Below are 23,292 nucleotides of genomic sequence, written 5' to 3' on the forward strand. Positions count from 1 at the left end.
GCAGGAAGCGGCGGCCGGGGATGCGGGGCTTGGCGGTCATGCGGAGAACGCAAAAACAGCCATGCTAAACGCAAGCGCGGCGCCGCCGGCGGGGCGGCCCTGCGGCCGCGGCCCCTGCGGCCTTCCTACAGCGCCCGGCGCGGCCGGCCCACACGGGCGCAGCGCCCGCGTCGGGATACTCGCCCACCCATGGATTCCCTGTTCGCACTCATCCAGTGGCCGGCCATGGCCGTCACCCTGCTGGCCGCCTGGCTGGTGTCCTGTCCCGGGCGCAGGCGGCGCTACTGGGGCTTCTGGTGCTTCATCGTCAGCAACGTGATGTGGATCGCCTGGGGCTGGCACGACGGCGCCTACTCGCTGATCGCCTTGCAGGCCGGCCTGTTCCTGCTCAACCTGCGCGGCGAGCGGCAGAACGAGCCCTCGCACGCCACCGCGCCCGCGGGCACGGCCGGGGCGCGGGCTTCGCCGCCTCAGTCCCAGTAGGGCCTGGCCCGCTCGCGCCAGGCGGCGCAGGCCGCGCCGGCCTGGGCCTCCAGCTGCGCCTCGCGCGCGGCCAGCCAGCCACAGCCCCAGGCGGCCTCGGGCACGCGCAGCGCCTGGTCGCGCCAGAGCTGGGCACCGGCGCGGGTGTCCTGCAGCTGGCCCAGGACCTCCAGGGCCGCCTTGGCGTTGCGCACGTACCGGGCGCTGGCATGGCGCGGAAACAGCGGCGCTGTCATCTCCGCCAGGTAGCGCAGCCGCTTGAGCCGCTTGCGCACCCCGTGCTGGGCCTGGGCATCCAGGGTCGCCCAGCCCGGGAGGGCCGACCGCAGCTGACGGTGCAGATGCCGCAGCGCGTCCGTGGCCTCGCTGCGCGCCTGCGCGCGCGTGCGGCCCGGGCCGGCCGCTTCGCACGCCCCCAGCAGCGCCAGCAGGACCTGCTGGAAGGCGGTCGCCCGCACCACGGCGCCCGGGTCGGGCGGGGCCGCGGCCTGCCAGGCGAAGGCCGGCGCGCCCGCCGCGCGCTGCGGGGCCCGCAGCAGGGGCACCAGCACCTGGCGGTCGCGGTGTTCGCCCAGTTGCCTGAAGACCTGCCGCAGCACCGGCTGCGCGGACGCAGGCACGCGGGGCAGCAGGCCCGGCAGGGCGTGCAGGGCGGTGCGCAGCCGGCGCAGCGCGGTGCGCAGGTCGTGCACGGCGTCGTCGCCCGCCCCGGTGGCGACCCCGGCCGCCTGCGCCAGGACGCCATCCAGCGCCTGCGACAGCAGGGCGCCGCCGAAGTCGGCTGCATGCCGCCCGGGCGGGGCAGGGGCGGCAGGGTCCACCGATGTGCCACGCGCCAGCGCCCGCCCGCGCTGCGATTTGCTGCGCACGTCGATCCACAGGCCGTGCGCGCGCTGCCAGCGGCGGGCCAGGCGCAGCGCGTCCGCCGGGTCGCCCGACAGGCACTCGATCTCCATCTCGGCGACGGCGAGCCGCCGGCCGCCGGCGCGCAGCCAGCCGTGGTCCAGGGCCAGTTCGACCTGCGACCGCCCGGCCTGCAGCCGCACCGCCAGGCGCCGGATGTCGGTCTGGAAGAAGGCCTGCAGCGGCGCCCCGTGCGGCAGCGCCTTCGCCAGCGCGGCGCCCGCCGCGCTGCCCGCGTGCAGCTGGGGGTCCGCGCCGGTGGGCGCCGCGGCCAGCGCCACCTCGTCCTCCAGCCGGTCCAGCGCGTGGCGCCCGGGCGCCTTCAGCGTCTGCAGCCAGCGGCCGCCTTCTTGTCGCACGCGCAAGGCGAGCCGCGCCCGGTCCAGGTCTTCGTCCGCGGTGTCGTAGTAGGTGGCGCGCAGCCGCTGCGCCACGGCGCCTGCGTCGCGCAGCGCAGACGCCACCGCCTCGATCTGCTCGGCGGGCACGGCAAGGCGGACCTCGAATTCATGCATGGCGGCTCCAAGGATTCTGGGCGCCGGCCCGGCGCGCGTCTACCCGCGGGCGAGCTGTTTCCTGATCTGGCGCAGTTCGCGCTGGCGCGCGGGGCCGGGTTGCGGCCAGCGCATCCGCAGCGATTGCAGGGCCTCCAGCACGGCCTGGGAGACCAGCAGCCGCGCGTCGTCCTTGTCGTCGGCCGGGATCACCAGCCAGGGCGCGCGCCGTGTGCTGGTGGCCTCCAGGCATTCGCCGTAGGCGCGCATGTAGTCCTTCCAGGCGGCGCGCTCGCGCATGTCGGCGGGGTCGAATTTCCAGCGCTTGTCCGGGTCGTCGATGCGCTCGAGCAGGCGCTTGCGCTGCTCCTTGCGCGAGAGGTGCAGGAAGAACTTGAGGATGCGCGTGCCGTTGATGTCCAGGTGGCGCTCGAGCTCGACGATGGAGCGGAAGCGCTGGCGCCACACCTTGCCGTCGGCCCCCGGCCCGCCGGGCACGTCCTCGCAGCGCAGGATGTCGGGGTGCACGCGCACCACCAGCACCTCCTCGTACCAGGAGCGGTTGAAGACGCCGATGCGGCCGCGCGCCGGCAACTCGCACACGCCGCGCCACAGGAAATCGTGGGCCAGCTCCTGCGTGCTGGGGTGGCTGAAGCTCACCACCTGGCAGCCCTGCGGGTTGATGCCCGACATCACGTGGCGGATCACGCCGTCCTTGCCGGCGGTGTCCATGCCCTGGAAGATCAGCAGCAGCGCGTGGCTGTGCGAGGCGTGCAGCCGCTGCTGCAGCTCGCCCAGGCGCTCCACATGCTCGGCGAGGGCCCGGGCGTAGGCCTTGCCACCCTTGAGCAGGGGCTCGATGCGGGTGGGCCACTGCTTCAGCCGCACGCGGCTGCCGGGCGGCACCCGGAACCGGTCCAGCGAGGGCGAGCTGCTCATGGCCCGGCCGCCAGCAGGGCCTGGGCCGCGGCGGCGTCGCGACGCCCCAGCGGCCTGAAGCGCACGCCGCGCTGGGCGTTGTAGGACACGAAGAAGGTCTCCAGCCCCTCCAGCACGGCGGGTGGGATGTCGCCCAGGTCGCGCCAGGGGGCGTAGGCCAGGCTGGCCGTGGGGACCAGCAGGAATCGGTCGTTGCGGCGCGGCGGCCCCGGGCCTTGCACCTGCTCGGCCTGCAGCACGCCCAGCAGGCGGCAGGGCAGCACCGTGCCCACGGGCAGGGGCTCGTCGGCGAACACCAGCGCATCCAGGGGGTCGCCGCCGGCGCCCAGCGTCGAGGGGATGAAGCCGAAGTCCAGCGGGAAGCAGCTGCCGGGCGGCACCACGTGGTGCAGCACCAGGCAGCCCGAGGCAGGGTCGTACTTGAACTTGCTGCGGCTGCCGGCGCTGGCCTCGACCACCACCCGCACCGCACCGTGCCGGTCCAGCGTGGGCAGGGTGTTCAGGAAGACGGGCGCGTCCATGGCCCATGGTGATGCCGGCGCGGGCCGGTCCGTGTCGGAGGCCGCCGCATCCGGAACTCGACAGCGGCAGCCCGAAACCGTATAAACGGTATATACCGTTTTTGAAAGGGACCTGTGATGGCCAGCCGCAAGAAATCCACCGCAACGCCGACGTCCAGCGGCACGCAGGCCGACAAGGGCAAGGGCGCCAGCGCCGCCAGCGCGACCGCCGGGGCCCAAGCCGCGCCGCCCCGGCCCGGCGCCCGCGGCGCGGCCCAGCCTGGCGGCGCTGCGTCGCGCAAGCCCGCCAAGGCCGCGAAAGCCGCCAAGCCCGCGAAGGTCGCGAAGGTCGCGAAGGCCGTCAAGCCCGCCAAGGCCAGCAAGGCCACCCAGGCCGTGCCCTCCGGCAAGGCAGCGAAGCCGGCCACGGCGGCCAGGCCGGCCCGGGCCGCAGCCAGCCCCGCCCCGTTGCCGGTCGCCCTCACGCGCTCCACCGCCCCGTCGCCCACCCGGGCGATTCCGGTGGCCAAGGCGGAGACACCCGAGCCCAAGGCCCGCAAGCCCAAGCTGGTGCGCGACAGCTTCACCATTCCCAAGGACGAGTACGCGGCCCTGGACGTGCTGAAGGCACGCAGTGCTCGGCTGGGCCGGGCCATGAAGAAGAGCGAAGTGCTGCGCGCCGGCCTGAAGGCGCTCTCGGCCATGGCCGACAGCACCTTCCTGGCCGCGCTGCGCGAGGTGCCGGCGATCAAGACCGGCCGGCCCTCCAGCAAATAAGCCGGGCACGGCCGCCGTGGGGCGGCGGCGCCTGGGGGCTCAGCCGTTCAGTGCCGCCCAGAGCCGCGGCGGCGTCAGCGGCATCTGCAGCGTGGGCGCGAGCTGCGCCTTGCCCGCGCGCGCCAGCGCATCGGCCACCGCATTCACGATGCAGGGCGTCGCGCCTATGGTGCCCAGTTCGCCCACGCCTTTCACGCCCAGCGGGTTGGTGCGGCAGGGCACGGCGGTGTCCATCTCGGTCACGAAGTCGCCGGCCATGATGTCGGCGCGCGGGGCCGCGTAGTCCATCAGGCTGCCGGTGATCGGCTGGCCGCTCTCGGGCTCGTACACCATGGCCTCGCACAGCGCCTGGCCCATGCCCTGCACGGCGCCGCCGTCGAGCTGGCCGCGCACGATCATGGGGTTGAGCACGCGGCCTACGTCGTTCACGCTGCTGTAGCGCACGACCTCCACGACGCCCGTCTGCGGGTCGATCTCGACCTCGCTCACATGGCAGCCGTTGGGCCAGCTGGGGCCGCCCACTTCGCTGGTGCTCTCGATGTGGATGCGCTGGCCGGATTCGCCCGCGGCCAGCTCGAACAGGCCCACGCCCACGTCGGTGCCGCGCACGCTGAAGCGGCCGGCGGCGTAGTCCAGGTCGCCCTCGGCGGCCTCCAGCGACTTGGCGGCCAGCTTGCGCGCCTCGTCCAGGGTGCGCTGCGCACCCACGTGCACCGCCGAGCCGCCCACGAAGGCCGAGCGCGAGCCGGCGCTGCCGAAGCCGTCGCCGCGGTCGGTGTCGCCCAGCACCACGCGCACCTTGTCCAGCGGCACGCCGAAGACGTCCACCACCAGCTGCGCCAGCGTGGTGGCGATGCCCTGGCCCATCTGGTTGACGGCCGAGAACACCTCGATCACGCCGTCGGCCCGCACGTCGTAGGTCACGCGTTCCTGGAAGCTGTTGCCGCTGGTCCATTCGAGGAAGGTCGCGATCCCCAGGCCGCGCAGCTTGCCCTGGGCACGGCTTGCGGCGGCGCGCGCCTCGAAGCCGTCCCAGTCCGCCTGCGCCAGGCCGCGGTCCATGATGCGTTCGAACTCGCCGCTGTCGTAGACCTGGCCCATGGGGTTGCGGTAGGGCATCTGGTCCGGGCGGATGAAGTTGCGCCGGCGCAGGGTGACGCGGTCGATGCCGGTCTGGCGCGCGGCCTCGTCCATCAGGCGCTCCATCGAGTAGATGGCCTCGGGCCGGCCGGCGCCGCGGTAGGCGCCCGTGGGGGCCTGGTTGGTCAGCACGGCGCGCAGGCGGAAGTCGATCACGGGCACGTGGTAGACGCTGGTCTGCACCCAGGGCCCGATGAGCAGCTGGATGGCGACGCCGGTGGCCATCGCGTAGGCGCCGACGTTGGCGTGCGAGCGCAGGCGCAGGCCCAGGATGCGGCCGTCGGCCGCCAGCGCCAGTTCGGCCTCGCTGCGCAGGTCACGCCCGTGTGCGGTGGAGACGAACTCCTCGCTGCGGTCGGCGACCCACTTCACGGGCCGCTGGAGCTTCCAGGCGGCCCAGGCCGTGACGATGTCCTCGGGGTAGGCGCCGGTCTTCATGCCGAAGCCGCCGCCCACGTCGCCCACCGTGACGCGCAGGCGGTCCTTGGCGATGCCCGTGACGTCGGCGATGCTGTTGCGCACGCCCGAGGGCATCTGGCTGCTCATGCGCAGCGTGAGGCGGCCGTCCTCGGCGACCCAGGCCAGCACGGAACGCGGCTCCAGGGTCAGGGCCGCCACGCGCTGGTTGTCGATCGCCAGGCGCACCACGTGGGCAGCGCCCGCGAAGGCCGCATCGCAGGCGGTGGCGTCGCCGTGGCGGGCCTCGGCGGCGATGTTGTCGGGCGCGGCTTCGCAGAGCGCGGGCGCCCCGGCGGCCAGGGCCGCATCCAGCCCGGCGACGTGGGGCAGGGGGTCGTACTCGACCGCGATGGCTTCCAGGGCGTCGCGCGCCTGCTCGGCCGTGTCGGCGATCACCGCGGCCACGGCCTCGCCCACGAAATGCACCTTGCCGCTCGCCAGCACGTGGCGCACCGGCGAGGCGCCGGCACTGCCGTCGGGGCGCTTGAAACCGGCGTTGAGGGCCATGGGCTTGAAGCCGTCCAACGATTGCGCAGTGAGCACCAGCTTCACCCCCGGCATCGCCTGGGCGGCCTGGGCATCGATGGACACGATGCGCGCGTGCGGGTAGGGCGAGCGCAGGAAGGCCAGCCGCAGCTGGCTCTCGGGAACGATGTCGTCGGTGAACTGGCCCAGGCCCTTGAGCAGGCCTTCGTCCTCGATGCGCTGGACGGACTGGCCGCTGCCGAAGCGGCCCGCGATCTCCTCGTGCTGGTTCATGGCTGGGTTTCGTAATCCATTGGGGAACCCGGCACTCTGCCAGCAATCGCGCGACCTGTCAGGACGCAGGTGTTTCCCGCGGGACGGCTCAGGCGGCCGGCAGCGGCGCGGCCTCGCCCGGGTCGGCGCTGCCGCCCATCAGCCAGGCGACCAGGTCGGCGACGGGCCGGATCTCGCTGCCGAAGGGCAGCCGCCCGGCGCCGCGGAAGAACAGGCCCTTGGCGGTCTCGCCCGCCACGGCATGGCCGAGCACCTTGTCGATGCAGAACTGGCCCCAGTCGGCCTTGCCGTCGCGCAGCCCGCACTGGGCGAGGCAGTCGAACCACATGTTGCAGCGGGCCTTGGCGTGGGCGGCCGCCTGCAGCCTGGGCTGCAGGCGCAGGTACTTCTCCAGCCAGGGCGTGCGCACGGCACGGGCCGGCAGGCCGGCCACGCTGGTGAACTCCACGATGTCCTGCGGCCCTGCGCCCGCGAGCACCTGCTTGAAGGCCAGGTCGGCGTCCGACTCCTGCGTCACGGCGAAGGCGGTGCCCAGCTGCACGGCCGCCGCGCCCAGGCCCTGCAGCCGCAGGATGTCCTCGCGCGAGGAGATGCCCCCCGCGGCGATGATCGGCACCTCGCGCTCGACGCCGGCGCCGCGCAGCAGGTCCAGCACCTGCGGGATGACGACGTCGAAGTCGAAGCGGCGGTCGGCCAGGTCTTCGACACGTGCCGCACCGAGGTGGCCGCCGGCCAGGCCCGGGTGTTCGATCACGATCGCGTCGGGCAGCCGGCCCTTGCGCTCCCACTTGCGCAGCACCAGCTGGACGCCGCGCGCGTCCGACAGGATGGGCACCAGCGCGACCCGGGGGTGGTCGCGGGCGATGTCCGGCAGGTCCAGCGGCAGGCCGGCGCCCACCACCAGCGCATCCACGCCGCTGGCCAGCGCCTGGCGCAGGTAGGGCTCGTAGGCGCTGACCGCGCGCATCACGTTCACCGCGATCAGCCCCCGCCCCTGCGAGAGGGCCCGGGCGCGGCGCAGCTCGCGGTCGAGGGCCACCAGGTTGGCCGCGTTGATGCGGTCGCGCGCCTCGTCGCCCTGGAGGTGCGCGGTGGCTTCCATGAGGTCGGGGTGCAGGCGGCGCAGGTCCACCGAGGACACGGTGCCCACGGCGCCGTGCGAGGCGACGGTGCCGGCCAGGCGGCCGGCGGACACGCCCACGCCCATCCCGCCCTGCACCAGGGGCAGCAGTTCACGCCCGGCCAGGCGCCAGGTCTTCAGGCCCGAGCGGGCGGCCGCGTCGGCGGCGGTCGAGACATCCATGGGTGCGAGCCTAGCGACGGGGCCGCGCCAGGGTTTTGCCCTGCGTCAAGCTTGAGCTGGATGTCGACGGCTTCCGGCCCAGCCTCGCGCGCTTCTCCGACAGGCATGGCCGGGCCCGCGCAGCAGAGTCGGGGTCCTTTGCAACCGAACCGGTGAACCTCATGAAAAAGACTTCCATCCTCGTCATGGCGGCCGTGCTGGCCGCCGGCGCGACCGCCGCCGTCGCCCAGTCGCGCGACGACACGCGGAGCATGCACGACGCGGACAGCACGCGCTCGGCCCCGGCCACGCCCCGCACGGCCGACAACAAGCTCGGCCATGCGATGCACCGCCTGGGCGAGAAGACGCGCTCGGCCATGCACCGCATGGGCAATGCCATGCACGCCCACCGCGACACGCGCGACGACAGTCGTGCCATGGGCGCCCAGGCCGACCATGACGTGGAGCGCGAGCGACGCGAACGCATGGACCGGGCCTATGCCAACTGGAAGAACCGTCAGCCCGACGCCCGCGACGGCCGTGTCGAACTCGACAACGGCGAGCACCGCGACGAGCGCGGCGAAGCGGCACGCTGAAGGCCGTGCGCGGGTGACGGGCGCCGGCCGGCCCTCGCGGGCCGCACGGGGCCCGCCGGGCCCGCGCCCTCGGGGGGGCCTGCTAGAGCCAGCCGGCCGCCCGCAATTCCCGGGTGAGCCAGGCCGCCACCACGGGCGCGGCCACCAGGCCGGCCACGCCGAACGCGGCTTCACCGATCAGCATGGCGGACAGCAGCGCGTAGGTCGGCAGGCGGATGCGGTGGCCTACGAAGTGCGCGTTCAGGAAATACTCCAGCTTGTGCACCAGCACGAGGAAGCCGAGCGACACCCCGGCCAGCCAGGGCTCCACCATCAGCGAAGCCAGCACCACCGCGCTGTTGGACAGCAGGTTGCCCACGATGGGCACCAGCCCGGCCACGAAGGTGAAGGCCACCAGCGTGGCCGAGAGCGGCACGCGCAGGTCCAGCAGCGGCAGGGCCACCAGCAGGTACAGGCCGGTCAGCGCGGCATTGACCAGGGCGATGCGCACCTGGGCCGCGAACACGTCGGCGAAGGCATCGGCCAGCGCCAGCCAGCGCGCCAGCAGCAGGCGCGGCACCGGCGTGTCGGCGGCGTGGCTGCGCGCCGCCGTGCCGGCCAAGAGGCCGATGGCCACGCCCAGCAGGAGTTGCACCACGATGCGCAGGGCCTCGTGCCCCCAGTGCTGAAGCCGGCCGGCGTGGCCGCGCAGCCAGGCCGCCAGCGCGTGCTGCAGCCCGGCCGTGGAATCGGGCAGGCGCTCGGCCAGCCAGGGCGGGACGCTGGAGCGAATGCGGTCCAGCGCGTCCGCCATCAGGCCCAGCAGCTGGGCCAGGCCGCCGGGGCGGGAGCCCAGCAGCAGCTCGGCGGCCTTGCCGCCGCCCAGCAGGATGGCCACCAGCAAGGCCCCGGTCAGCAGTGCCGGCCCCCAGCGGCGCCCCAGCCCGGCGCCGGGCGGCATGGGGCCGGAGAGCGCCCGGTGCAGCGCGAACGCCGCCAGCGCCCCGTACAGGGCCGGCAGCAGGTGCAGGGCCAGCAGCCCTGCCAGCACCACGGCCGTGGCCACCAGGCTGTGCCGCTGGGCCCTGTCCGGCGTGGATGGGTTGGGAACGTCGCTCATTCGGGATTGTCGCGCGCCGGGTCGCGCCGGTGGTGCCCTGGTAACGGATGAGCTGCCATGGCGTTTCCACGAATCTGGTTTGTACGAATGCGCATGGCCTGCCACTCGCGTTACCTTCGGGGAAACCGGATGGGACCGGTTGGCATGCAAACGATTGGAGTTACATCAATGAAAACACTGAACAAGACGGCGCTGGTCTGCGCACTGGCGGCCGCCTTCGCGGCGCCGATGTCGGCGATGGCCGCGGCCAACGAGGTCGTCATCGGCGACATCGACGACATGTCCGGCGTCTACGCGGACGTGATCGGCCAGGGTGGCATCGAAGCGGCGAAGATGGCGATCGCCGACTTCGGCGGCACGGTGCTGGGCAAGAAGATCGTCCTGCTCACCGCGGACCACCAGAACAAGCCCGACATCGGCGCGTCCAAGTACCGTGAATGGGCCGACCTGAACGGCCTGAACATGCTGCTCGGCGGCTCCAACACCGGCGTCAGCATCGCCATGTCCAAGGTGGCGAACGAGAAGAAGGTCCCCTTCATCGCCATCGGCGCCGCCGGTGCGTCGCTGACCAACCAGGACTGCACGCCCTACACCGTGCACTACGCCTACGACACGACCTCGCTGGCCAACGGGACGGCCAGCGCGATCACCAAGGCCGGTGGCAAGACCTGGTACTTCCTGACCGCCGACTACGCCTTCGGCACCCAGCTGCAGGAAGCGGCCACCAAGGTGGTGACGGCCAACGGCGGCAAGTCCATCGGCGCCGTCCGCGTGCCGCTGGGCGCCTCGGACTTCTCCTCCTTCCTGCTGCAGGCGCAGAGCTCCAAGGCGCAGGTGCTGGGCCTGTCCAACGCAGGCACGGACTTCACCAACTCGCTCAAGGCGGCGATGGAGTTCGGCATCGCCAAGAGCATGAAGCCGGCGGCCCTGCTGGCCTTCATCAGCGACATCCACTCCCTGGGCCTGCAGACCGCGCAGGGCCTGTACCTGACCACCGGCTGGTACTGGGACAACAACGACAAGACCCGTGCCTGGTCCAAGCGCTACTTCGAGAAGATGAAGAAGGAGCCGACCATGAACCAGGCCGCCTACTACTCGGCCACCCTGGCCTACCTGAACGCCGTCAAGGCGGCGGGCACCACTGACTCCGACAAGGTGATGGCCCAGCTGAAGAAGGCCAAGATCAACGACATGTTCACGGACAACGGCTACGTTCGCGAAGACGGCGTGATGATCCACGACATGTATGTGATGCAGGTGAAGACCCCCGCCGAGTCCAAGTACCCCTGGGACTACTACAAGATCGTGAAGAAGATGCCGGGCGAGGAAGCCTTCGGCCCGCTGTCGGCCTCGACCTGCCCGCTGGTCAAGAAGAAGTAAAAGGGCCGGGCGCCGCGGCGCCCGTTTCCATGGCAAGGGGCGCTCAGGCGCCCTTTGTTCTTTTGGGGCGGCCCGGCGGCCGCTTGCGTTCATGGGCGATCAGTCGCCCATGTGGTACCACTCATCTTCTGGGAGGGTGCGCAGGAAGGCCATGACCTGGCCGAGGACGCCTTGGCGGTCGGCCCACTCCAGGTGTTCGCGAAAGACCATGCGCTTGGCCAGGGCGGGCGTGGTGGCCCAGGCCGTCGCCGCCAGCGGCGGTGCCGGCTGGGCGGTCGCGCCGGCGCCGACCTTGTTCGGCAGCAGCAGGTACAGGTCGTTCCAGCGCAAGGGCACCGGGCACACCCGGTTGAACAGGCGCGCTTCCACCATCACTTCTTCCAGCGTCGGGCCCTTGGGCTTGCGCTGCGCCTGCCGCAACTCGCGCAGTTCCGGCAGCGAGGCCGGCTGCGTCGCCGCGAAGCCGGCCTCGGCCTCGCTCACCGGCAGGTCGGACATGGGCGCGGTGTTCGCGAACTGGGCCATCTCGCGCTGGTTCAGCGCGTGCCAGGCCTCCCACACGTCCGGCGAATTCACCTCCATCGATTCGGGCGCAGGGATGGTGTCGCCGGCTTCATAAGGCCGGTCGAGGAAGCCGGGACGAGGGGGCTTTTGGGTCATGGGCGCGGTGTGCAGGTCTATGTTACGAAATTGCGGCCGGGCGCGCATCAAATTGAGTGGCGCCACGTCACCGCCGAGTTGACAAGCCCTCTTCGCGTGAGACACTTGCCAGAGTGAGTTCCCCTTCGACGGCCCTGGCCGATTCCCCCGCGTTTCCCGCCGCTGCGGTCGAGGCTGCGCGGTACGCCTTGCTGCGCCGGCTCGCGCCCTCGATGCGGCACCACCTGGTGGTCCACCTGCAACCCATCGGCATGATCCACGAGATCATGGAGCGGCGCCTGAAGGCGCCCGAGCCCCGCGTGGCCGAGGTGCTGGAAAGCGCGGCCAAGATCCGCGGCTTCGCGCGGGCTGCGCTGGATTCGACTCTGGACATGGTCACCTGGCTGGCCCCGGACGAGGCCGCCGTCGTCTCGCTGGAGGAGGGCGTGCGCGAATGCATGGGCCTGGTGGCGACCGCGTTCACCTTCCGCGGCTTCAGCCTTCGCAACGAGGTCGCGGGCATGGCGCAGCACGTGCGCCGGCCGGCCCTGCGCAGTTGCCTCATGGCCGCCCTGTTCGTGCTGGCCGATGACGGGGAGCCCCCGGCCGACATCGTGATCACGGCCCAGGCCGTGGGCAAGTCGGTGGTGCTGGGGCTGGAGCGCATCGCGACGACGGGCGAGCGCCCGGTCTCCGCCGTCTCGCCCTACCGCCTGCTCGCACTGGCGGACCTGCAGGCGATCGCCGGCGACGAAGGCGTGGCCGTGCAGCCGGGCATCGAGCAGCTGCAGCTGCGCTTCACCGTCGTCGCCGCGCCCCCGCCCTGAGCGGCGTCGCGGGCCACGGGGTTCAGGGCCGGAAGCCCAGCCTGTCCATGGCAGGCCGCAGCGCGACCCGCGCCCCTTCGTAGGACTCCCAGGGCGAATTGCCCACCGCCAGGCGCGCGTGGACGCTGCGCACCGTCCAGTGGTCGCCCCCGCGCAGGCCCGCCAGTTCGTCCCAGCGCACGGGCACCGAGATGCCCAGGCCCGGCCGGGCCCGCGCCGACCAGGCGCAGGCCGTGGTGGCGCCCAGCCCGTTGCGCAGGTAGTCGATGAAGATGCGGCCGACCCGGTTGCGCCCGCCGCTCTTGGCGACGAAGCGCTGCGGCAGGGTGGTGGACAGGTGCTGCACCACGCTGCGCGAGAAATCCTTGACGGCGTCCCAGCCGAACTCCCGCTGCAGCGGCACGATGACGTGCAGCCCCTTGCCACCGCTGGTCTTGAGGAAGGCGGGCAGCCCCAGCTCCTGCAGGAAGGCCTGCACCAGCCGGGCTGCCTCCTGCATCTGCGCCCAGGCCACGCCCTCGCCCGGGTCCAGGTCGAAGGTGAGCCGGTCGGGGCGGTCCATCGCTTCCGTGGTCCCGTTCCATGTGTGGAACTCGAGGACGTTCATCTGCGCGGCCGACAGCAGCCCGCGGGCCTCGCGGATCTCCAGCATGGAAGGATGGCCGGGGAATAGTTCCTGTGGCAGCTCCGCAACGCCTTCCATGCGGTAGCGGTCCAGGTGCTTCTGGAAGAACAGCTCGCCCGCCACGCCCTCGGGCGCCCGCACCAGGGCCACGGGCCGGGCTGCCAGGTGCGGCATCATCAGCGGCGCGACCAGGGCGTAGTAGCGCACCAGCTCGATCTTGGTCACGCCGCTGGCGGCGTCCACCACCCGCTCGGGGTGGGTGATGCGCAGCGAGGGGGGCAGCCGGGGCTCGAGTGCCGCCGGCGAGGCTGGCGCCGGTGCTGCCGGTGCCGGGGATGCCGCGGCGGGCCCAGCCGCACCGGGCCGCTCGCGCGCCACGGCGGCGGCCGGCTTGTCCTCGCGCAGGCCGTGGAACACCGCATGGCGGATGCGGCCCTCGCGCGTCCACTCGCCGAAGGACACCTCGCACACCAGCTCGGGCCGCACCCAGTGCACGCCACGTGGCAGGCCGGCGGACGCCGCGAACGGGCTGGCCCGGGCGCTGCGCGCGTCCAGCGCGGCGCGCAGCCGGCGCAGCGTGGCCTCGTCGAAGCCGGTGCCCACGTTGCCCGCATAGCGCAGGGCCTCGCCCTCGCGCACGCCCAGCAGCAGCGCCCCCACGCCGGTGCGCGAACCCTTGGGATCGGTGAAGCCGGCGATCACGAACTCCTGCCGCTGGCCGCACTTGAGCTTGATCCAGTCGGGCGAGCGCCGGCCGGCGTAGGCCGAGCCGCGGCGCTTGCCCACCACGCCCTCCAGCCCCAGCCGGCAGGCCGTGGCCAGCATCTCGCCCGGCGGCGCGGCGAAGGTCTCGGAGAAGCGCACCTGCGGCTGGGGCTTGCGCCGCACGATGCGCTCCAGCACGGCGCGGCGCTCCACCAGCGGAACGGCGCGCAGGTCCTGGCCGGCGCAGAAGGGCAGGTCGAAGAGGTAGTAGACGATGCCCGCGGTGCGCGCGCTGTCGAAGGCGTTCTGCAGGGCCTGGAAGTCGGCGCGGCCATCGGCGGCCGGCATGACGATCTCGCCGTCGTACCAGCCGTCGGGCAAGGCCATGGCCTCCAGGGAGGCCGCCAGGGGCCCCAGGCGTGCGGTCCAGTCGTTGCCGTTGCGCGTGACCAGCCGCACCTGCCCGCCTTCGGCGCGGGCCAGCATGCGGTAGCCGTCGAACTTGATCTCGAACAGCCAGTCCGAGGCGTCGGCCGGCGGCGTGTCCACCAGCGTGGCGAGCTCGGGCTGCAGCGCCTGCGGCAGCGCGGCCGGGCGGGCACCCGCCGGCGGGCCGTCCGGCACCGGGGCGGGGGCGGCTTCGAGGGCCTTGCGTGCACGGGGTGTGCGGGTCTTCGCGGCGACGGCCTTGGAGGCCGCCCGCGATGCGGCGGGCGCGGGCGATGCCACGGCCGGGAGCGCCGACGCTGTCCGGGCCGCGGGCCGGTCGGCCAGGGCCTGCACGCTGTCCGGCAGCTCGTCGACCACGCTGAACTCGGCCGCGGGACGGGCGAAGCCGTCGCGCTCCTTGATCAGCAGCCAGGGGTCTTCACGCCCCTTGCCGCGGCCCTTCATGCGCACCAGCGTCCAATGCCCGTGCAGCTTGTGGCCCTGGAGTTCGAACTTGAGCCGGCCCTCGCGCAGCCCTTCCTGCGGGTCGCCCAGCGGCACCCAGGTGCCCTTGTCCCAAATGATCACCTCACCGGCGCCGTAGTTGCCGGCCGGGATGGTGCCCTCGAAGCGGTTGTAGGCGATGGGGTGGTCTTCCGTCGGCATCGCCATCCGGCGCTCGGCGGGGTCGAAGCTGGGGCCCTTGGGAACGGCCCAGCTCTTCATGGTGCCGTCCAGCTCCAGGCGGAAGTCGTAGTGCAGCCGGCTCGCCCAGTGCTTCTGCACCACGAAGCTGCGGGCGGCCTCGTCGGCCTGCCCACCGTCGGCCGGTTCGGGCGTGGCGTCGAAGTTGCGCTTGTCGCGGTAGGTCTTGAGCGCGGTGGCCGTGCGGTCTGCCATGGACGGAGGGCGGCCGCGCGCGGCGGCCGCCAGGGTGTGTTGCCCACGCGGCCGGCCCCGGGGCCGGCCGCGGCCTTCAGGCCTGCCGGCCGCGGTACTGGTTGCGCAGCTGCTTGACCTGGTCGTGGTTGCGCTGCACGCCCTGCATCTGGCGCTCGACGATCAGCTTGACCTGGGCCGGCAGCGGCTTCTGCAGGGCCTTGCGGTAGCGTGCCACGGCGTTGTCCTCGCCGCGTTCGCATTCCTCCAGCACCGCCTTGTCGTCCATGGTGCTGAGCGTGGTCTTCACCGACACCCAGCCCCGGTGCACCGCCGCGCTGGCGCTGCCGTGCTCTTCCACCGAGCCGCCCAGGCCGCGGATCTGCTCGTTCAGTTCCTGCGCGGCGCGCTCGCACTCCTGGGCGCGCTGCGAGAACATGGACTTGAGGTCGGCGCTCTGGGCCTGCTCGGCGCAGGCCCGGAAGCCGTAGGCGCCGTCCAGCGAGCACTCCGCCAGATCCTGAAGCACGTCGATGGTGTCGTCGCGGTCGCCGCTGCTGTCACCCGCGGTCTGCATCTCACCCATGGCCGCGGCGGCGCCGCGCGTCGCGGTGGAGCCGGCCGGCTGGCGGCTGCTGTCGTAGCTCGATTGCGACTGCAGGCCGGTGTTCATGGACGAACCCGCCAGGGCGTCGTCGCGGGCATAGGCGCTGCCGCTGTCCACGCGGTCCCAGGCGGCGCGGCTGGCCGGCCGGGCCTGGTCCCAGTCCAGGCTGGAGCTGCCCCGGTTGGACTCCCATTCCGAGGCCAGGCGCGGCTCGGCGCTGTCCCAGTCGCCCTCGTGCTGGGCGCGGCCGGACAGACCCAGGCGGTAGGCCGGGGCGTAGTCGTCATAGCTGCGGCCCTTCTCGTAGTAGGGCTCCTTGTCGTAGTTGTCGCGCCAGTGCGATTCCTCGCGCTGCGGGTCCACGGCCTGGGCGGCCGCACGGCCCGCCAGGCCGCCGATGATCGCGCCCACCACGCCGCCCACGGCCATGCCCACCGGGCCGCCCATCGCGCCCGCGGCCACGCCTGCTACGGCGCCACCCGCGGCCCCCACGCCCGTGCCTACCGGGTGCGAACCGTTGTCTTCGGTCACCGGGTCCCGGTTCATGTCCTTGTCTTCTGCAGCCATGTCCATTGCTCCTAGGTTGGAATGCATTCCATGGTGCGGGGCGCGGGCGCCGGCACGGTCAGTGGAGCCGGGAAGCGGCTGTAGGAGAAGCCCGCTTGGGCCTGTATCCCCGGCGGGCCCACGGGTCCCCACAACCGCTGACTGGCTTGTCCTACAGGCGCAGGCGGCGCCGCGCGGCAAGCTGTGGGCAGCACCACCATGAAGCTTCCGCTGCGCAAGACGCCGTCGCACCTCCACCTTGCCTACAAGTACGGGGAGGCCGCCGATGGGTTGCTGGGCCGCAACTTCATGCTCGAGGTGGAGGCGTCGCTGATGACGCTGTCCATCGACCTCACGCCCAACTTCCACACCCGCAACAAGTCCGCGGCCGCATACCTGGACGCGATCAACTTCACGCGCAACCACCACAAGCTGCGCTACGTGCAGTGCGCGGACAACCTGGTGCGCACCCGCCTCATCCGGGCCTGGGAACAGGTGGACCAGCCGAGCCTGCGCATGCTGCTGGACGTGGGGCCGCGGGGCGCCTTCCTGTACGCGGTCAGGCCGCATTCGCTGTTCACCGGCGGGGTGCAGCTGGACGTGGAGGCCGTGCTGGACGAGGACACGCGCTTGCGCTTGCGCGGCCATGGTCCAGAATTGCAGGGAACAAGGAACCTTGCATGAACCGGTGTTCGATGCTCAGGCGCGCGGCGATGGCCGCGCTGCTGGTGGCCGCCAGCGGGCTGGCGCAGGCCGACGGGGCGCAGCTGCGCGCCCAGTACGAGCAGATGCGCGAGCCGCTGCGCAACAACAGCTTCGGCCGTGCGCTGGTGATCCACTCGCAGGACACCGGCGACACCATCGTCGGTGACGTGCATGCGGTGCTGGATTTCCCCTTCAAGGTGGTGAGCGAGGGCCTCGCCCAGCCCCAGGCCTGGTGCGACGTGCTGATCCTGCCCTTCAACACCAAGTACTGCCATCCCTTCAACAACGCGGCCGGCGCCAACCTGCAGATGCGCATCGGCCGCAAGGCGGACCAGCCCCTGGCGGACGCCTACCGGCTCGACTTCGCCTTCCGGCCGGTGGCGCGCACGGCCGACTACATGGAGACCGAGCTGAGCGCGGCCAAGGGCCCGCTGGGCACGCGGGACTATCACATCGTGCTCTCCGTCACGCCGCTGGACGAGCGCCACAGCTTCATCCACCTGAGCTACACCTATGGGTACGGCGGCTTCGGCCGCATCGCCATGCAGACCTACCTGAACACCGTGGGGGCGAGCAAGGTGGGCTTCACCGTCACCGGCCGCGAGCCCAACGGCCAGGTGCAGTACATCGGTGGCATCCGCGGCGCGATCGAGCGCAACGTGGTGCGTTACTACCTGGCGATCGACAGCTACCTCGCTTCGCTCACGGCCCCGCCCGAGCAGCAGCTGGACCGCCGGCTGCAGGGCTGGTTCAATGCCACCGAGAAGTACGCGCGCCAGCTGCACGAGATGGACCGCGGTGACTACCTCGCGATGAAGAAACACGAGTCCGAGCGCCAGCAGGCGCTGCTGGATTGACTGCAAGAACGCTGGGGCGTTGTTGAAGTTGCCTGGTCAGTGCAAGAAAAAGCCGGGCAAAGCCCGGCTTTCCTGCAAGGGTGGCTGCGCTGCATGTTCTTGCGCGCAGCCCCTGCCGCTGCGCGGGTTGAACAGGCCTGCCGCCAGGTCCTTTACTTCAGGCCGGCGGCCTGGCGAAGCGCTTGCGCCTTGTCGGTGCGCTCCCAGCTGAACTCCGGCTCTTCGCGGCCGAAGTGGCCGTAGGCGGCGGTCTTCTCGTAGATGGGGCGCAGCAGGTCCAGCATCTGGATGATGCCCTTGGGACGCAGGTCGAAGTGCTCCATCACCAGCGCGGCGATCTTGTCGTCGGGGATCACGCCCGTGCCTTCGGTGTATACCGTGACGTTCATCGGCCGGGCCACCCCGATCGCATACGCGACCTGGATCTGGCACTGCTTGGCCAGGCCGGCGGCCACGATGTTCTTGGCCACGTAGCGCGCCGCGTAGGCCGCCGAGCGGTCCACCTTGGACGGGTCCTTGCCGGAGAAGGCGCCACCGCCGTGCGGGCAGGCGCCGCCGTAGGTGTCGACGATGATCTTGCGGCCGGTCAGGCCGCAGTCGCCCTGCGGGCCGCCGATGACGAAGCGGCCGGTGGGGTTGATCAGGTACTTGGTGTCCTTGAGCCACTCCTTGGGCAGCACCGGCTTGATGATCTCCTCGATCACCGCCTCGACGAAGGCCGGCTTCATCTTCGCGCCGTCGCTCATCTCGGGGCTGTGCTGGGACGAGAGCACCACCGTGTCGATGCTGTGCGGCTTGCCGTCCACGTAGCGCATGGTCACCTGGCTCTTGGCGTCCGGGCGCAGGAAGGGCAGGCGGCCGTCCTTGCGCAGCTGCGCCTGGCGCTCCACCAGGCGGTGCGCGTAGTGGATGGGCGCGGGCATCAGCTCGGGCGTCTCGTCGCAGGCGTAGCCGAACATCAGGCCCTGGTCGCCGGCGCCGGTGTTCAGGTGGTCGTCGCTGGCATGGTCCACGCCCTGGGCGATGTCGTTGGACTGCTTGTCGTAGGCCACGAGGACCGCGCAGCCCTTGTAGTCGATGCCGTACTCGGTGTTGTCGTAGCCGATGCGCTTGATGGTGTCGCGCGCGACCTGGATGTAGTCCACGTGCGCGTTGGTGGTGATCTCGCCCGCGAGCACCACCAGGCCGGTGTTGGTCAGGGTTTCGGCCGCCACGCGGCTGCGCGGGTCCTGCTTGAAGATCGCATCGAGGATCGCGTCCGAGATCTGGTCCGCCACCTTGTCGGGATGGCCTTCGGACACGGATTCGGAGGTGAAGAGAAAGTCGTTCGCCATTCGATAAACTCCAGAAGTCACTAAAAGGCGCGTTGCCTTATGCCGGAGCTTGGGGCGAACGCTTTAGCAGAATTTTTTCAAAGTCGCCCTGCAAGTAGTTCATAACTCGGCGACAGACCCATTCTAAACCGCCCGTGAAGACCCTGTTTCGCCTGCTCGCGCGCGTGCCGCTGCCGCTGCTGCATGCCCTGGGCGTGGTGATGGGCTGGCTCGCCTTCCTGGGCTCGCGCGAGATGCGCCACCGCTTCTTGGCCAACGCGGCGCAGGCCGGCCTGCCTTTCGCCCGGGTGTGTGCGGCCGTGGCCGAGTCGGGCAAGCTGCTGGCCGAGGCCCCCCGGCTGTGGTTCGGCCGGCCGGTGCCCCTGGACTGGGAGGGCGCGGAGCTGATCGAGGCCGCGCGCGCCGCCGGCCGCGGCATCCTCTTCCTCACGCCGCACCTGGGCTGCTTCGAGGCCACGGCACAGGGCTACGCGCAGCGCTTCGGCCCCATCACCGTGCTCTACCGGCCGGCGCGCAAGGCCTGGCTGCGCGAGCTGGTGGACACCTCGCGCGAACGGCACAACCTGCGCGCCGTGCCCACCACGCTCTCGGGCGTCAAGCAGATGCTCAAGGCCCTGCAGCGCGGCGAGGCGGTGGGCCTGCTGCCCGACCAGGTGCCGCCCCAGGGCCTGGGCGTCGCGGCCCCGTTCTTCGGCCGCAGCGCCTACACGATGACGCTGCCGGCGCGCCTGGCCCACCAGTCGGGGGCCTGCGTGCTGCTGGCCTGGGGCGAGCGCCTGGCGCTGGGCCGGGGCTTTCGCATCCACCTGCGCGCCTGGCCCGGCGAGATGCCGCGCGATCCGCAGGCCGGTGCCGCGGCCGTGAACGCCCAGATGGAGCGCCTGGTGCTGGAGGCGCCGGGCCAGTACCTCTGGGCCTATGCCCGCTACAAGACGCCGCGCGCGGACAAGGCCTTCACATGATCACGCGGCTGGGCATAGGCTTCATGAAGGCCATCGCGCACTGGCCGCTGCGGCGCCTGCGCGCGCTGGGCACGCTGCTGGGGCTGCTGCTCTTCGTGCTGGTGGTGCCGCGGCGCAAGGTCGCGATGCGCAACCTCGAGCTGTGCTTTCCGCAGTGGACGAACGCGCAGCGGCAGCGGGCCGTGCGGGCCCACTTCATCGCCTTCGCCCAGGCCTGGCTGGACCGCGCCTGGCTGTGGCACGCCGACCCGGCGCTGGTGCGTTCGCGCATCCGCCTGGAGGGGGCCGTGGACGCGCTGGACGGCCAGGTGCCCACCATCCTCTTCGTGCCCCACTTCCTGGGGCTGGACGCGGCTGCGACCGGCCTGTCGCAGCAGATCGTGCACCGCGGCTTCATCGGCGTGTACACCCGGCAGTCCAACCCGCTCATCGACGAGTGGGTGAAGCAGGGCCGCCAGCGCTTCGGCAAGTCGCGCCCGCTGCACCGCTCCGAGGGCGTGCGCGAGATGATCGCCGCGGTGCGCGAGGGCGACCTGATGTTCCTGCTGCCGGACATGAACTTCGGCCTGGAGGATTCCATCTTCGTGCCCTTCTTTGGCGTCCAGGCCGCGACCTTGCCCTCGCTCTCGCGCTTCGCCCGCCTGTGCCGCGCCCGCGTGGTGCCGGTGGTGGCCCTGCTCACGCCCGAGGGCTACGCGCTGCGTCTGTACCCGCCCTGGGAGCAGTTTCCGAGCGCCGACATCGCCGCCGACACCGCCCGCATGAACCGCGAGCTGGAAGGCTACATCCGGGGCGCGCCCGAGCAGTACTACTGGGTGCACAAGCGCTTCAAGTCGCGCCCGCCCGGCGAGCCCGGGGTCTACTGAACCGGGGCCGTGGGGTGGGGCGGGGCCGTGGCCCCGCGGAACCTCCTCAGGCCGTGGCGGCCAGGAAGGCGGCCAGCCGCTGCGCGACGAATTCGGGCTGCTCGTGCACGATCCAGTGCGAGGCGCCGGGCACGCGCTCCAGCCGCAGGTCGGGCACGTACTCCTCCAGTCCGTCCACCAGCCCCGGCGGCAGGGCGATGTCGTCCAGGCCCCAGAGCACCAGGGTCGGCACGTTGACCACCAGCGCTTCGCGCGGGATCTCCACCCCGGCCGCGGCCGGGTCCCCGTCGCGCGGCGGGCGCAGCGGCGAGGCACGGTAGTAGTTGAGGCCGCCGGTGAGGCTGGCGTCCCAGACCGCGCGGTACTGGCGCTTCAGGTCCTCGGTCAGCCAGCCGCCCTGCTCGCCCAGGGCGAGGAAGCCCCACATGCGGCGGTAGTCGTCCTCGCGCAGCAGCTGCTCCGCGTCCGGGCGGATCAGGAAGTTCATGTACGCGCTGGCCGCCTGCTGCACCGGGCTGGCCTTGAGCTCGCGCAGGAAGGTGCCGGGGTGCGGCGAGTTGAGGATCGCCAGCCGGGCCAGCAGCTGCGGGTGCTGGTTGGCGAAGTTCCAGGCCACCGCGCCGCCCCAGTCGTGCGCCACCAGGGCCGCCAGCGGCGCGCCCTCGATGCGGGCCAGGGCCTCAATGTCCTGCACCAGGAACTTGGGCCGGTAGGCCTTGACCTCGGCCGGCTGCGAGGAGGCCTCGTAGCCGCGCAGGTTGGGCGCCACGCAGCGGAAGCCGCCGTTCTCGGGCCGGGCGAAGTGCTCCAGCAGGCCGTCCCACACGAAGGCCGCCTCCGGGAAGCCGTGCAGAAACATGAGGACCGGGCGGCCGCGCTCGCCGGCCGCCCGGCAGCTCAGGGTGATGCCGTGGGGCAGGGGCTGCAGCCAGGTCTCGATCATGGGGGGCTCGTTTCCTCGGGATGGGTCCACTGGTGGAGCAGCAGGGCCACGTCGTCCACGCCCTGCTTCTTCAGCGCGGAAAAGAGTCTGGCCTCGCCGCCGCCGCATTGCAGTCGCGCAATGGACAACGCCTTCTGCGCCTCGGCCCGGGTGAGCTTGTCGGCCTTGGTCAGCAGCAGCAGGAACTTCAGGCCCTCCTCGACGCGCGGGCGTATCACCTCCAGCAGGATCTCGTCCAGCTCGGTCAGGCCCAGGCGCGGGTCGCACAGCAGCACGACGGCCTTGAGGTTCTCGCGCGTGACCAGGTAGTTGGCCATCACCTGCTGCCAGCGGATCTTGTCCTGCTTGGGCACGGCGGCGTAGCCGTAGCCGGGCAGGTCGGCCAGCACGGCGTCGGTCACGCCCTGCTTGCCCAGGCTGAACAGGTTGATGCTCTGGGTGCGCCCGGGCGTCTTGGAGGCGAAGGCCAGGCGCTTCTGCTGCGTCAGCGTGTTGATGCAGGTAGATTTGCCGGCATTGGAGCGGCCCACGAAGGCCACCTCGGGCACGTCCAGGGCGGGCAGGAATTCGAGCTTGGGGGCCGTGGTGAGGAAGCGCGCGGTGTGCATCCAGCCCATGGCCGCGTGGCGGGCGTCGCCGGCGGACGGAGAAAGGGTTGTCATGGGCTTGTCAGGAGAGCGGCGGCCCGGGGCGGACAGCCGAGTCGGCATTGTAGAATCAAAGGGTTTTGCGTCGCGAAGCACTTCACAAGCACTGACAAGAACCCCATGAAGCCGATCGCCTCCCTGCTGCTGGCCGCCGCGCTCGCGGTGCCCGCCCTGTCTTCCCTGGCACAGACCAAAGAAGGCGCGGCCCCCGCCGCAGCCGCCAAGGCGGAGGCCGCGCCGGCCGCCCCCGCCAAGCCCGACCTGAACGCGGGCAGCACCAAGTTCGGCGCCGCCTGCGCCGGCTGCCACGGGGTCGACGGCAACTCCGGCGTCGCCACCTATCCCAAGCTGGCGCAGCAGGTGCCCGAGTACATCATCAAGCAGCTGACCGAGTTCAAGGCCGGCAAGCGCCAGAACGCGATCATGCAGGGCATGGCCGCCGGCCTGAGCGACGACGACATGCGCAACGTCGCCTACTGGCTCGCCTCCCAGAAGGCCAAGCCGGGCACCGCCAAGGACAAGGACCTGGTCATGCTGGGCGAGAAGATCTACCGCGGCGGTATCGCCGAGAAGCAGGTCGCCGCCTGCGCCGGCTGCCACAGCCCGAACGGCGCCGGCATCCCGGCCCAGTTCCCGCGCCTGTCCGGCCAGCACCAGGACTATGTGAACGCCCAGCTCATGGCCTTCCGCGAAGGCACGCGCAACAACAGCATCCAGATGAACCAGATCGCCGCCCGGCTGAGCGACAAAGAGATGAAGGCCGTGGCGGATTACATCGCCGGCTTGCGCTGAAAGAAGGGCGGCAGTTGAACCAACTGTCGCCAGCGATGCCTAATCGGGGCGGGCGCCTGCTGGGGCCCGCCTTTTTTTGTTCCTGGAAGTCGAGTCAACGATGAGCGCCGCCACCCTC

Annotated in this window: 22 protein-coding genes; 10 read left to right on the forward strand and 12 right to left on the reverse strand. The window is 71.8% G+C overall.

Annotated elements, in window-relative coordinates:
* The first annotated feature begins 189 nt into the window (after window positions 1-189).
* Entirely contained in the window at window positions 190-483 is a 294-nt protein-coding gene (locus tag IM725_RS14700) for a hypothetical protein (RefSeq protein WP_193781390.1), read from the forward strand.
* On the opposite strand, the gene IM725_RS14705 is transcribed toward IM725_RS14700, so the two are convergent.
* Genes IM725_RS14705 through IM725_RS14715 form a run of 3 tightly spaced genes read right to left on the reverse strand, consistent with a single transcriptional unit; the run spans window position 471 to window position 3,340 of the window.
* The gene (locus IM725_RS14705) at window positions 471-1,901 is read right to left on the reverse strand and encodes a CYTH and CHAD domain-containing protein (RefSeq protein WP_193781391.1); all 1,431 of its coding nucleotides are present in this window, start codon (window positions 1,899-1,901) and stop codon (window positions 471-473) included. The genes IM725_RS14700 and IM725_RS14705 overlap by 13 nt on opposite strands.
* A 39-nt stretch (window positions 1,902-1,940) precedes the next feature.
* Window positions 1,941-2,819 (reverse strand): polyphosphate kinase 2 family protein, encoded by an 879-nt coding sequence (locus IM725_RS14710; protein WP_193781392.1) that lies wholly within the window; start codon window positions 2,817-2,819, stop codon window positions 1,941-1,943.
* Window positions 2,816-3,340, reverse strand: a complete 525-nt coding sequence (locus tag IM725_RS14715; protein WP_193781393.1) for an inorganic diphosphatase — start codon at window positions 3,338-3,340, stop codon at window positions 2,816-2,818. Before IM725_RS14715 ends, IM725_RS14710 begins: the two co-directional genes overlap by 4 nt.
* A gap of 117 nt (window positions 3,341-3,457) precedes the next feature.
* Between IM725_RS14715 and IM725_RS20445 the strand changes: the two genes are divergently transcribed.
* Complete coding sequence (locus IM725_RS20445) at window positions 3,458-4,096, forward strand: hypothetical protein (protein WP_227753833.1); 639 nt, start codon at window positions 3,458-3,460, stop codon at window positions 4,094-4,096.
* Between the two features lie 39 nt (window positions 4,097-4,135).
* Here the strand turns inward: IM725_RS20445 and IM725_RS14725 are convergent, their stop codons facing one another.
* Both IM725_RS14725 and IM725_RS14730 read right to left on the reverse strand, forming a co-directional pair.
* A complete protein-coding gene (locus IM725_RS14725; RefSeq protein WP_193781394.1) occupies window positions 4,136-6,454 on the reverse strand; it encodes a xanthine dehydrogenase family protein molybdopterin-binding subunit in 2,319 nt (772 codons plus the stop codon).
* A gap of 88 nt (window positions 6,455-6,542) precedes the next feature.
* Window positions 6,543-7,757 (reverse strand): NAD(P)H-dependent flavin oxidoreductase, encoded by a 1,215-nt coding sequence (locus IM725_RS14730; RefSeq protein WP_193781395.1) that lies wholly within the window; start codon window positions 7,755-7,757, stop codon window positions 6,543-6,545.
* Window positions 7,758-7,918: 161 nt separating this feature from the next.
* Between IM725_RS14730 and IM725_RS14735 the strand changes: the two genes are divergently transcribed.
* The gene (locus tag IM725_RS14735) at window positions 7,919-8,332 is read left to right on the forward strand and encodes a hypothetical protein (RefSeq protein ID WP_193781396.1); all 414 of its coding nucleotides are present in this window, start codon (window positions 7,919-7,921) and stop codon (window positions 8,330-8,332) included.
* 82 nt (window positions 8,333-8,414) lie between these two features.
* Here the strand turns inward: IM725_RS14735 and IM725_RS14740 are convergent, their stop codons facing one another.
* A complete protein-coding gene (locus tag IM725_RS14740; protein ID WP_193781397.1) occupies window positions 8,415-9,431 on the reverse strand; it encodes an AI-2E family transporter in 1,017 nt (338 codons plus the stop codon).
* Window positions 9,432-9,599: 168 nt separating this feature from the next.
* Between IM725_RS14740 and IM725_RS14745 the strand changes: the two genes are divergently transcribed.
* Window positions 9,600-10,811: an ABC transporter substrate-binding protein gene (locus tag IM725_RS14745; RefSeq protein ID WP_193781398.1), complete on the forward strand. Its 1,212-nt coding sequence runs from the start codon at window positions 9,600-9,602 to the stop codon at window positions 10,809-10,811.
* A gap of 99 nt (window positions 10,812-10,910) precedes the next feature.
* On the opposite strand, the gene IM725_RS14750 is transcribed toward IM725_RS14745, so the two are convergent.
* Window positions 10,911-11,471, reverse strand: a complete 561-nt coding sequence (locus IM725_RS14750) for a hypothetical protein (RefSeq protein ID WP_193781399.1) — start codon at window positions 11,469-11,471, stop codon at window positions 10,911-10,913.
* A 113-nt stretch (window positions 11,472-11,584) separates the two neighbouring features.
* Here IM725_RS14750 and IM725_RS14755 point away from each other — a divergent pair, with 113 nt between their 5' ends.
* On the forward strand, window positions 11,585-12,277 hold the full coding sequence (locus tag IM725_RS14755; protein ID WP_193781400.1) for a hypothetical protein: 693 nt from the start codon (window positions 11,585-11,587) through the stop codon (window positions 12,275-12,277).
* Between the two features lie 22 nt (window positions 12,278-12,299).
* On the opposite strand, the gene ligD is transcribed toward IM725_RS14755, so the two are convergent.
* Together ligD and IM725_RS14765 are read right to left on the reverse strand one after the other, a co-directional pair.
* On the reverse strand, window positions 12,300-14,936 hold the full coding sequence (ligD, locus tag IM725_RS14760) for a DNA ligase D (RefSeq protein WP_193781401.1): 2,637 nt from the start codon (window positions 14,934-14,936) through the stop codon (window positions 12,300-12,302).
* A gap of 76 nt (window positions 14,937-15,012) precedes the next feature.
* On the reverse strand, window positions 15,013-16,089 hold the full coding sequence (locus tag IM725_RS14765; protein ID WP_193781402.1) for a ferritin-like domain-containing protein: 1,077 nt from the start codon (window positions 16,087-16,089) through the stop codon (window positions 15,013-15,015).
* A 198-nt stretch (window positions 16,090-16,287) separates the two neighbouring features.
* On the opposite strand from IM725_RS14765, the gene IM725_RS14770 reads away from it, so the two are divergent.
* Window positions 16,288-16,752 (forward strand): hypothetical protein, encoded by a 465-nt coding sequence (locus tag IM725_RS14770; protein WP_193781403.1) that lies wholly within the window; start codon window positions 16,288-16,290, stop codon window positions 16,750-16,752.
* Window positions 16,749-17,630: a hypothetical protein gene (locus IM725_RS14775; protein ID WP_193781404.1), complete on the forward strand. Its 882-nt coding sequence runs from the start codon at window positions 16,749-16,751 to the stop codon at window positions 17,628-17,630. Before IM725_RS14770 ends, IM725_RS14775 begins: the two co-directional genes overlap by 4 nt.
* Before the next feature lie 152 nt (window positions 17,631-17,782).
* Here the strand turns inward: IM725_RS14775 and metK are convergent, their stop codons facing one another.
* Window positions 17,783-18,964: a methionine adenosyltransferase gene (metK, locus tag IM725_RS14780; protein WP_193781405.1), complete on the reverse strand. Its 1,182-nt coding sequence runs from the start codon at window positions 18,962-18,964 to the stop codon at window positions 17,783-17,785.
* Window positions 18,965-19,098: 134 nt separating this feature from the next.
* On the opposite strand from metK, the gene IM725_RS14785 reads away from it, so the two are divergent.
* Together IM725_RS14785 and IM725_RS14790 are read left to right on the forward strand one after the other, a co-directional pair.
* On the forward strand, window positions 19,099-19,926 hold the full coding sequence (locus IM725_RS14785) for a lysophospholipid acyltransferase family protein (protein WP_193781406.1): 828 nt from the start codon (window positions 19,099-19,101) through the stop codon (window positions 19,924-19,926).
* Window positions 19,923-20,792, forward strand: coding sequence for a lysophospholipid acyltransferase family protein (locus IM725_RS14790; protein WP_193781407.1), 870 nt, complete (start codon window positions 19,923-19,925; stop codon window positions 20,790-20,792). The genes IM725_RS14785 and IM725_RS14790 overlap by 4 nt, the downstream gene beginning before the upstream one ends.
* A gap of 46 nt (window positions 20,793-20,838) precedes the next feature.
* On the opposite strand, the gene IM725_RS14795 is transcribed toward IM725_RS14790, so the two are convergent.
* The gene (locus IM725_RS14795) at window positions 20,839-21,735 is read right to left on the reverse strand and encodes an alpha/beta fold hydrolase (RefSeq protein WP_193781408.1); all 897 of its coding nucleotides are present in this window, start codon (window positions 21,733-21,735) and stop codon (window positions 20,839-20,841) included.
* Complete coding sequence (gene yihA, locus IM725_RS14800) at window positions 21,732-22,397, reverse strand: ribosome biogenesis GTP-binding protein YihA/YsxC (protein ID WP_227753834.1); 666 nt, start codon at window positions 22,395-22,397, stop codon at window positions 21,732-21,734. The genes IM725_RS14795 and yihA overlap by 4 nt, the downstream gene beginning before the upstream one ends.
* Window positions 22,398-22,502: 105 nt before the next feature.
* Between yihA and IM725_RS14805 the strand changes: the two genes are divergently transcribed.
* Window positions 22,503-23,174 (forward strand): c-type cytochrome, encoded by a 672-nt coding sequence (locus tag IM725_RS14805; RefSeq protein WP_193781409.1) that lies wholly within the window; start codon window positions 22,503-22,505, stop codon window positions 23,172-23,174.
* Window positions 23,175-23,292: the final 118 nt, after the last annotated feature.

It is taken from the genome of Ramlibacter aquaticus (assembly GCF_015159745.1).
GTDB lineage: Bacteria > Pseudomonadota > Gammaproteobacteria > Burkholderiales > Burkholderiaceae_C > Ramlibacter > Ramlibacter aquaticus.

Coding starts and splice junctions, on each gene's coding strand:
- IM725_RS14700 (WP_193781390.1), top strand. CDS start 190: ATGGATTCCCTGTTCGCACTCATCCAGTGGCCGGCCATGGCCGTCACC.
- IM725_RS14705 (WP_193781391.1), bottom strand. CDS start 1,901: ATGCATGAATTCGAGGTCCGCCTTGCCGTGCCCGCCGAGCAGATCGAG.
- IM725_RS14710 (WP_193781392.1), bottom strand. CDS start 2,819: ATGAGCAGCTCGCCCTCGCTGGACCGGTTCCGGGTGCCGCCCGGCAGC.
- IM725_RS14715 (WP_193781393.1), bottom strand. CDS start 3,340: ATGGACGCGCCCGTCTTCCTGAACACCCTGCCCACGCTGGACCGGCAC.
- IM725_RS20445 (WP_227753833.1), top strand. CDS start 3,458: ATGGCCAGCCGCAAGAAATCCACCGCAACGCCGACGTCCAGCGGCACG.
- IM725_RS14725 (WP_193781394.1), bottom strand. CDS start 6,454: ATGAACCAGCACGAGGAGATCGCGGGCCGCTTCGGCAGCGGCCAGTCC.
- IM725_RS14730 (WP_193781395.1), bottom strand. CDS start 7,757: ATGGATGTCTCGACCGCCGCCGACGCGGCCGCCCGCTCGGGCCTGAAG.
- IM725_RS14735 (WP_193781396.1), top strand. CDS start 7,919: ATGAAAAAGACTTCCATCCTCGTCATGGCGGCCGTGCTGGCCGCCGGC.
- IM725_RS14740 (WP_193781397.1), bottom strand. CDS start 9,431: ATGAGCGACGTTCCCAACCCATCCACGCCGGACAGGGCCCAGCGGCAC.
- IM725_RS14745 (WP_193781398.1), top strand. CDS start 9,600: ATGAAAACACTGAACAAGACGGCGCTGGTCTGCGCACTGGCGGCCGCC.
- IM725_RS14750 (WP_193781399.1), bottom strand. CDS start 11,471: ATGACCCAAAAGCCCCCTCGTCCCGGCTTCCTCGACCGGCCTTATGAA.
- ligD (WP_193781401.1), bottom strand. CDS start 14,936: ATGGCAGACCGCACGGCCACCGCGCTCAAGACCTACCGCGACAAGCGC.
- IM725_RS14765 (WP_193781402.1), bottom strand. CDS start 16,089: ATGGCTGCAGAAGACAAGGACATGAACCGGGACCCGGTGACCGAAGAC.
- IM725_RS14770 (WP_193781403.1), top strand. CDS start 16,288: ATGAAGCTTCCGCTGCGCAAGACGCCGTCGCACCTCCACCTTGCCTAC.
- IM725_RS14775 (WP_193781404.1), top strand. CDS start 16,749: ATGAACCGGTGTTCGATGCTCAGGCGCGCGGCGATGGCCGCGCTGCTG.
- metK (WP_193781405.1), bottom strand. CDS start 18,964: ATGGCGAACGACTTTCTCTTCACCTCCGAATCCGTGTCCGAAGGCCAT.
- IM725_RS14790 (WP_193781407.1), top strand. CDS start 19,923: ATGATCACGCGGCTGGGCATAGGCTTCATGAAGGCCATCGCGCACTGG.
- IM725_RS14795 (WP_193781408.1), bottom strand. CDS start 21,735: ATGATCGAGACCTGGCTGCAGCCCCTGCCCCACGGCATCACCCTGAGC.
- yihA (WP_227753834.1), bottom strand. CDS start 22,397: ATGACAACCCTTTCTCCGTCCGCCGGCGACGCCCGCCACGCGGCCATG.
- IM725_RS14805 (WP_193781409.1), top strand. CDS start 22,503: ATGAAGCCGATCGCCTCCCTGCTGCTGGCCGCCGCGCTCGCGGTGCCC.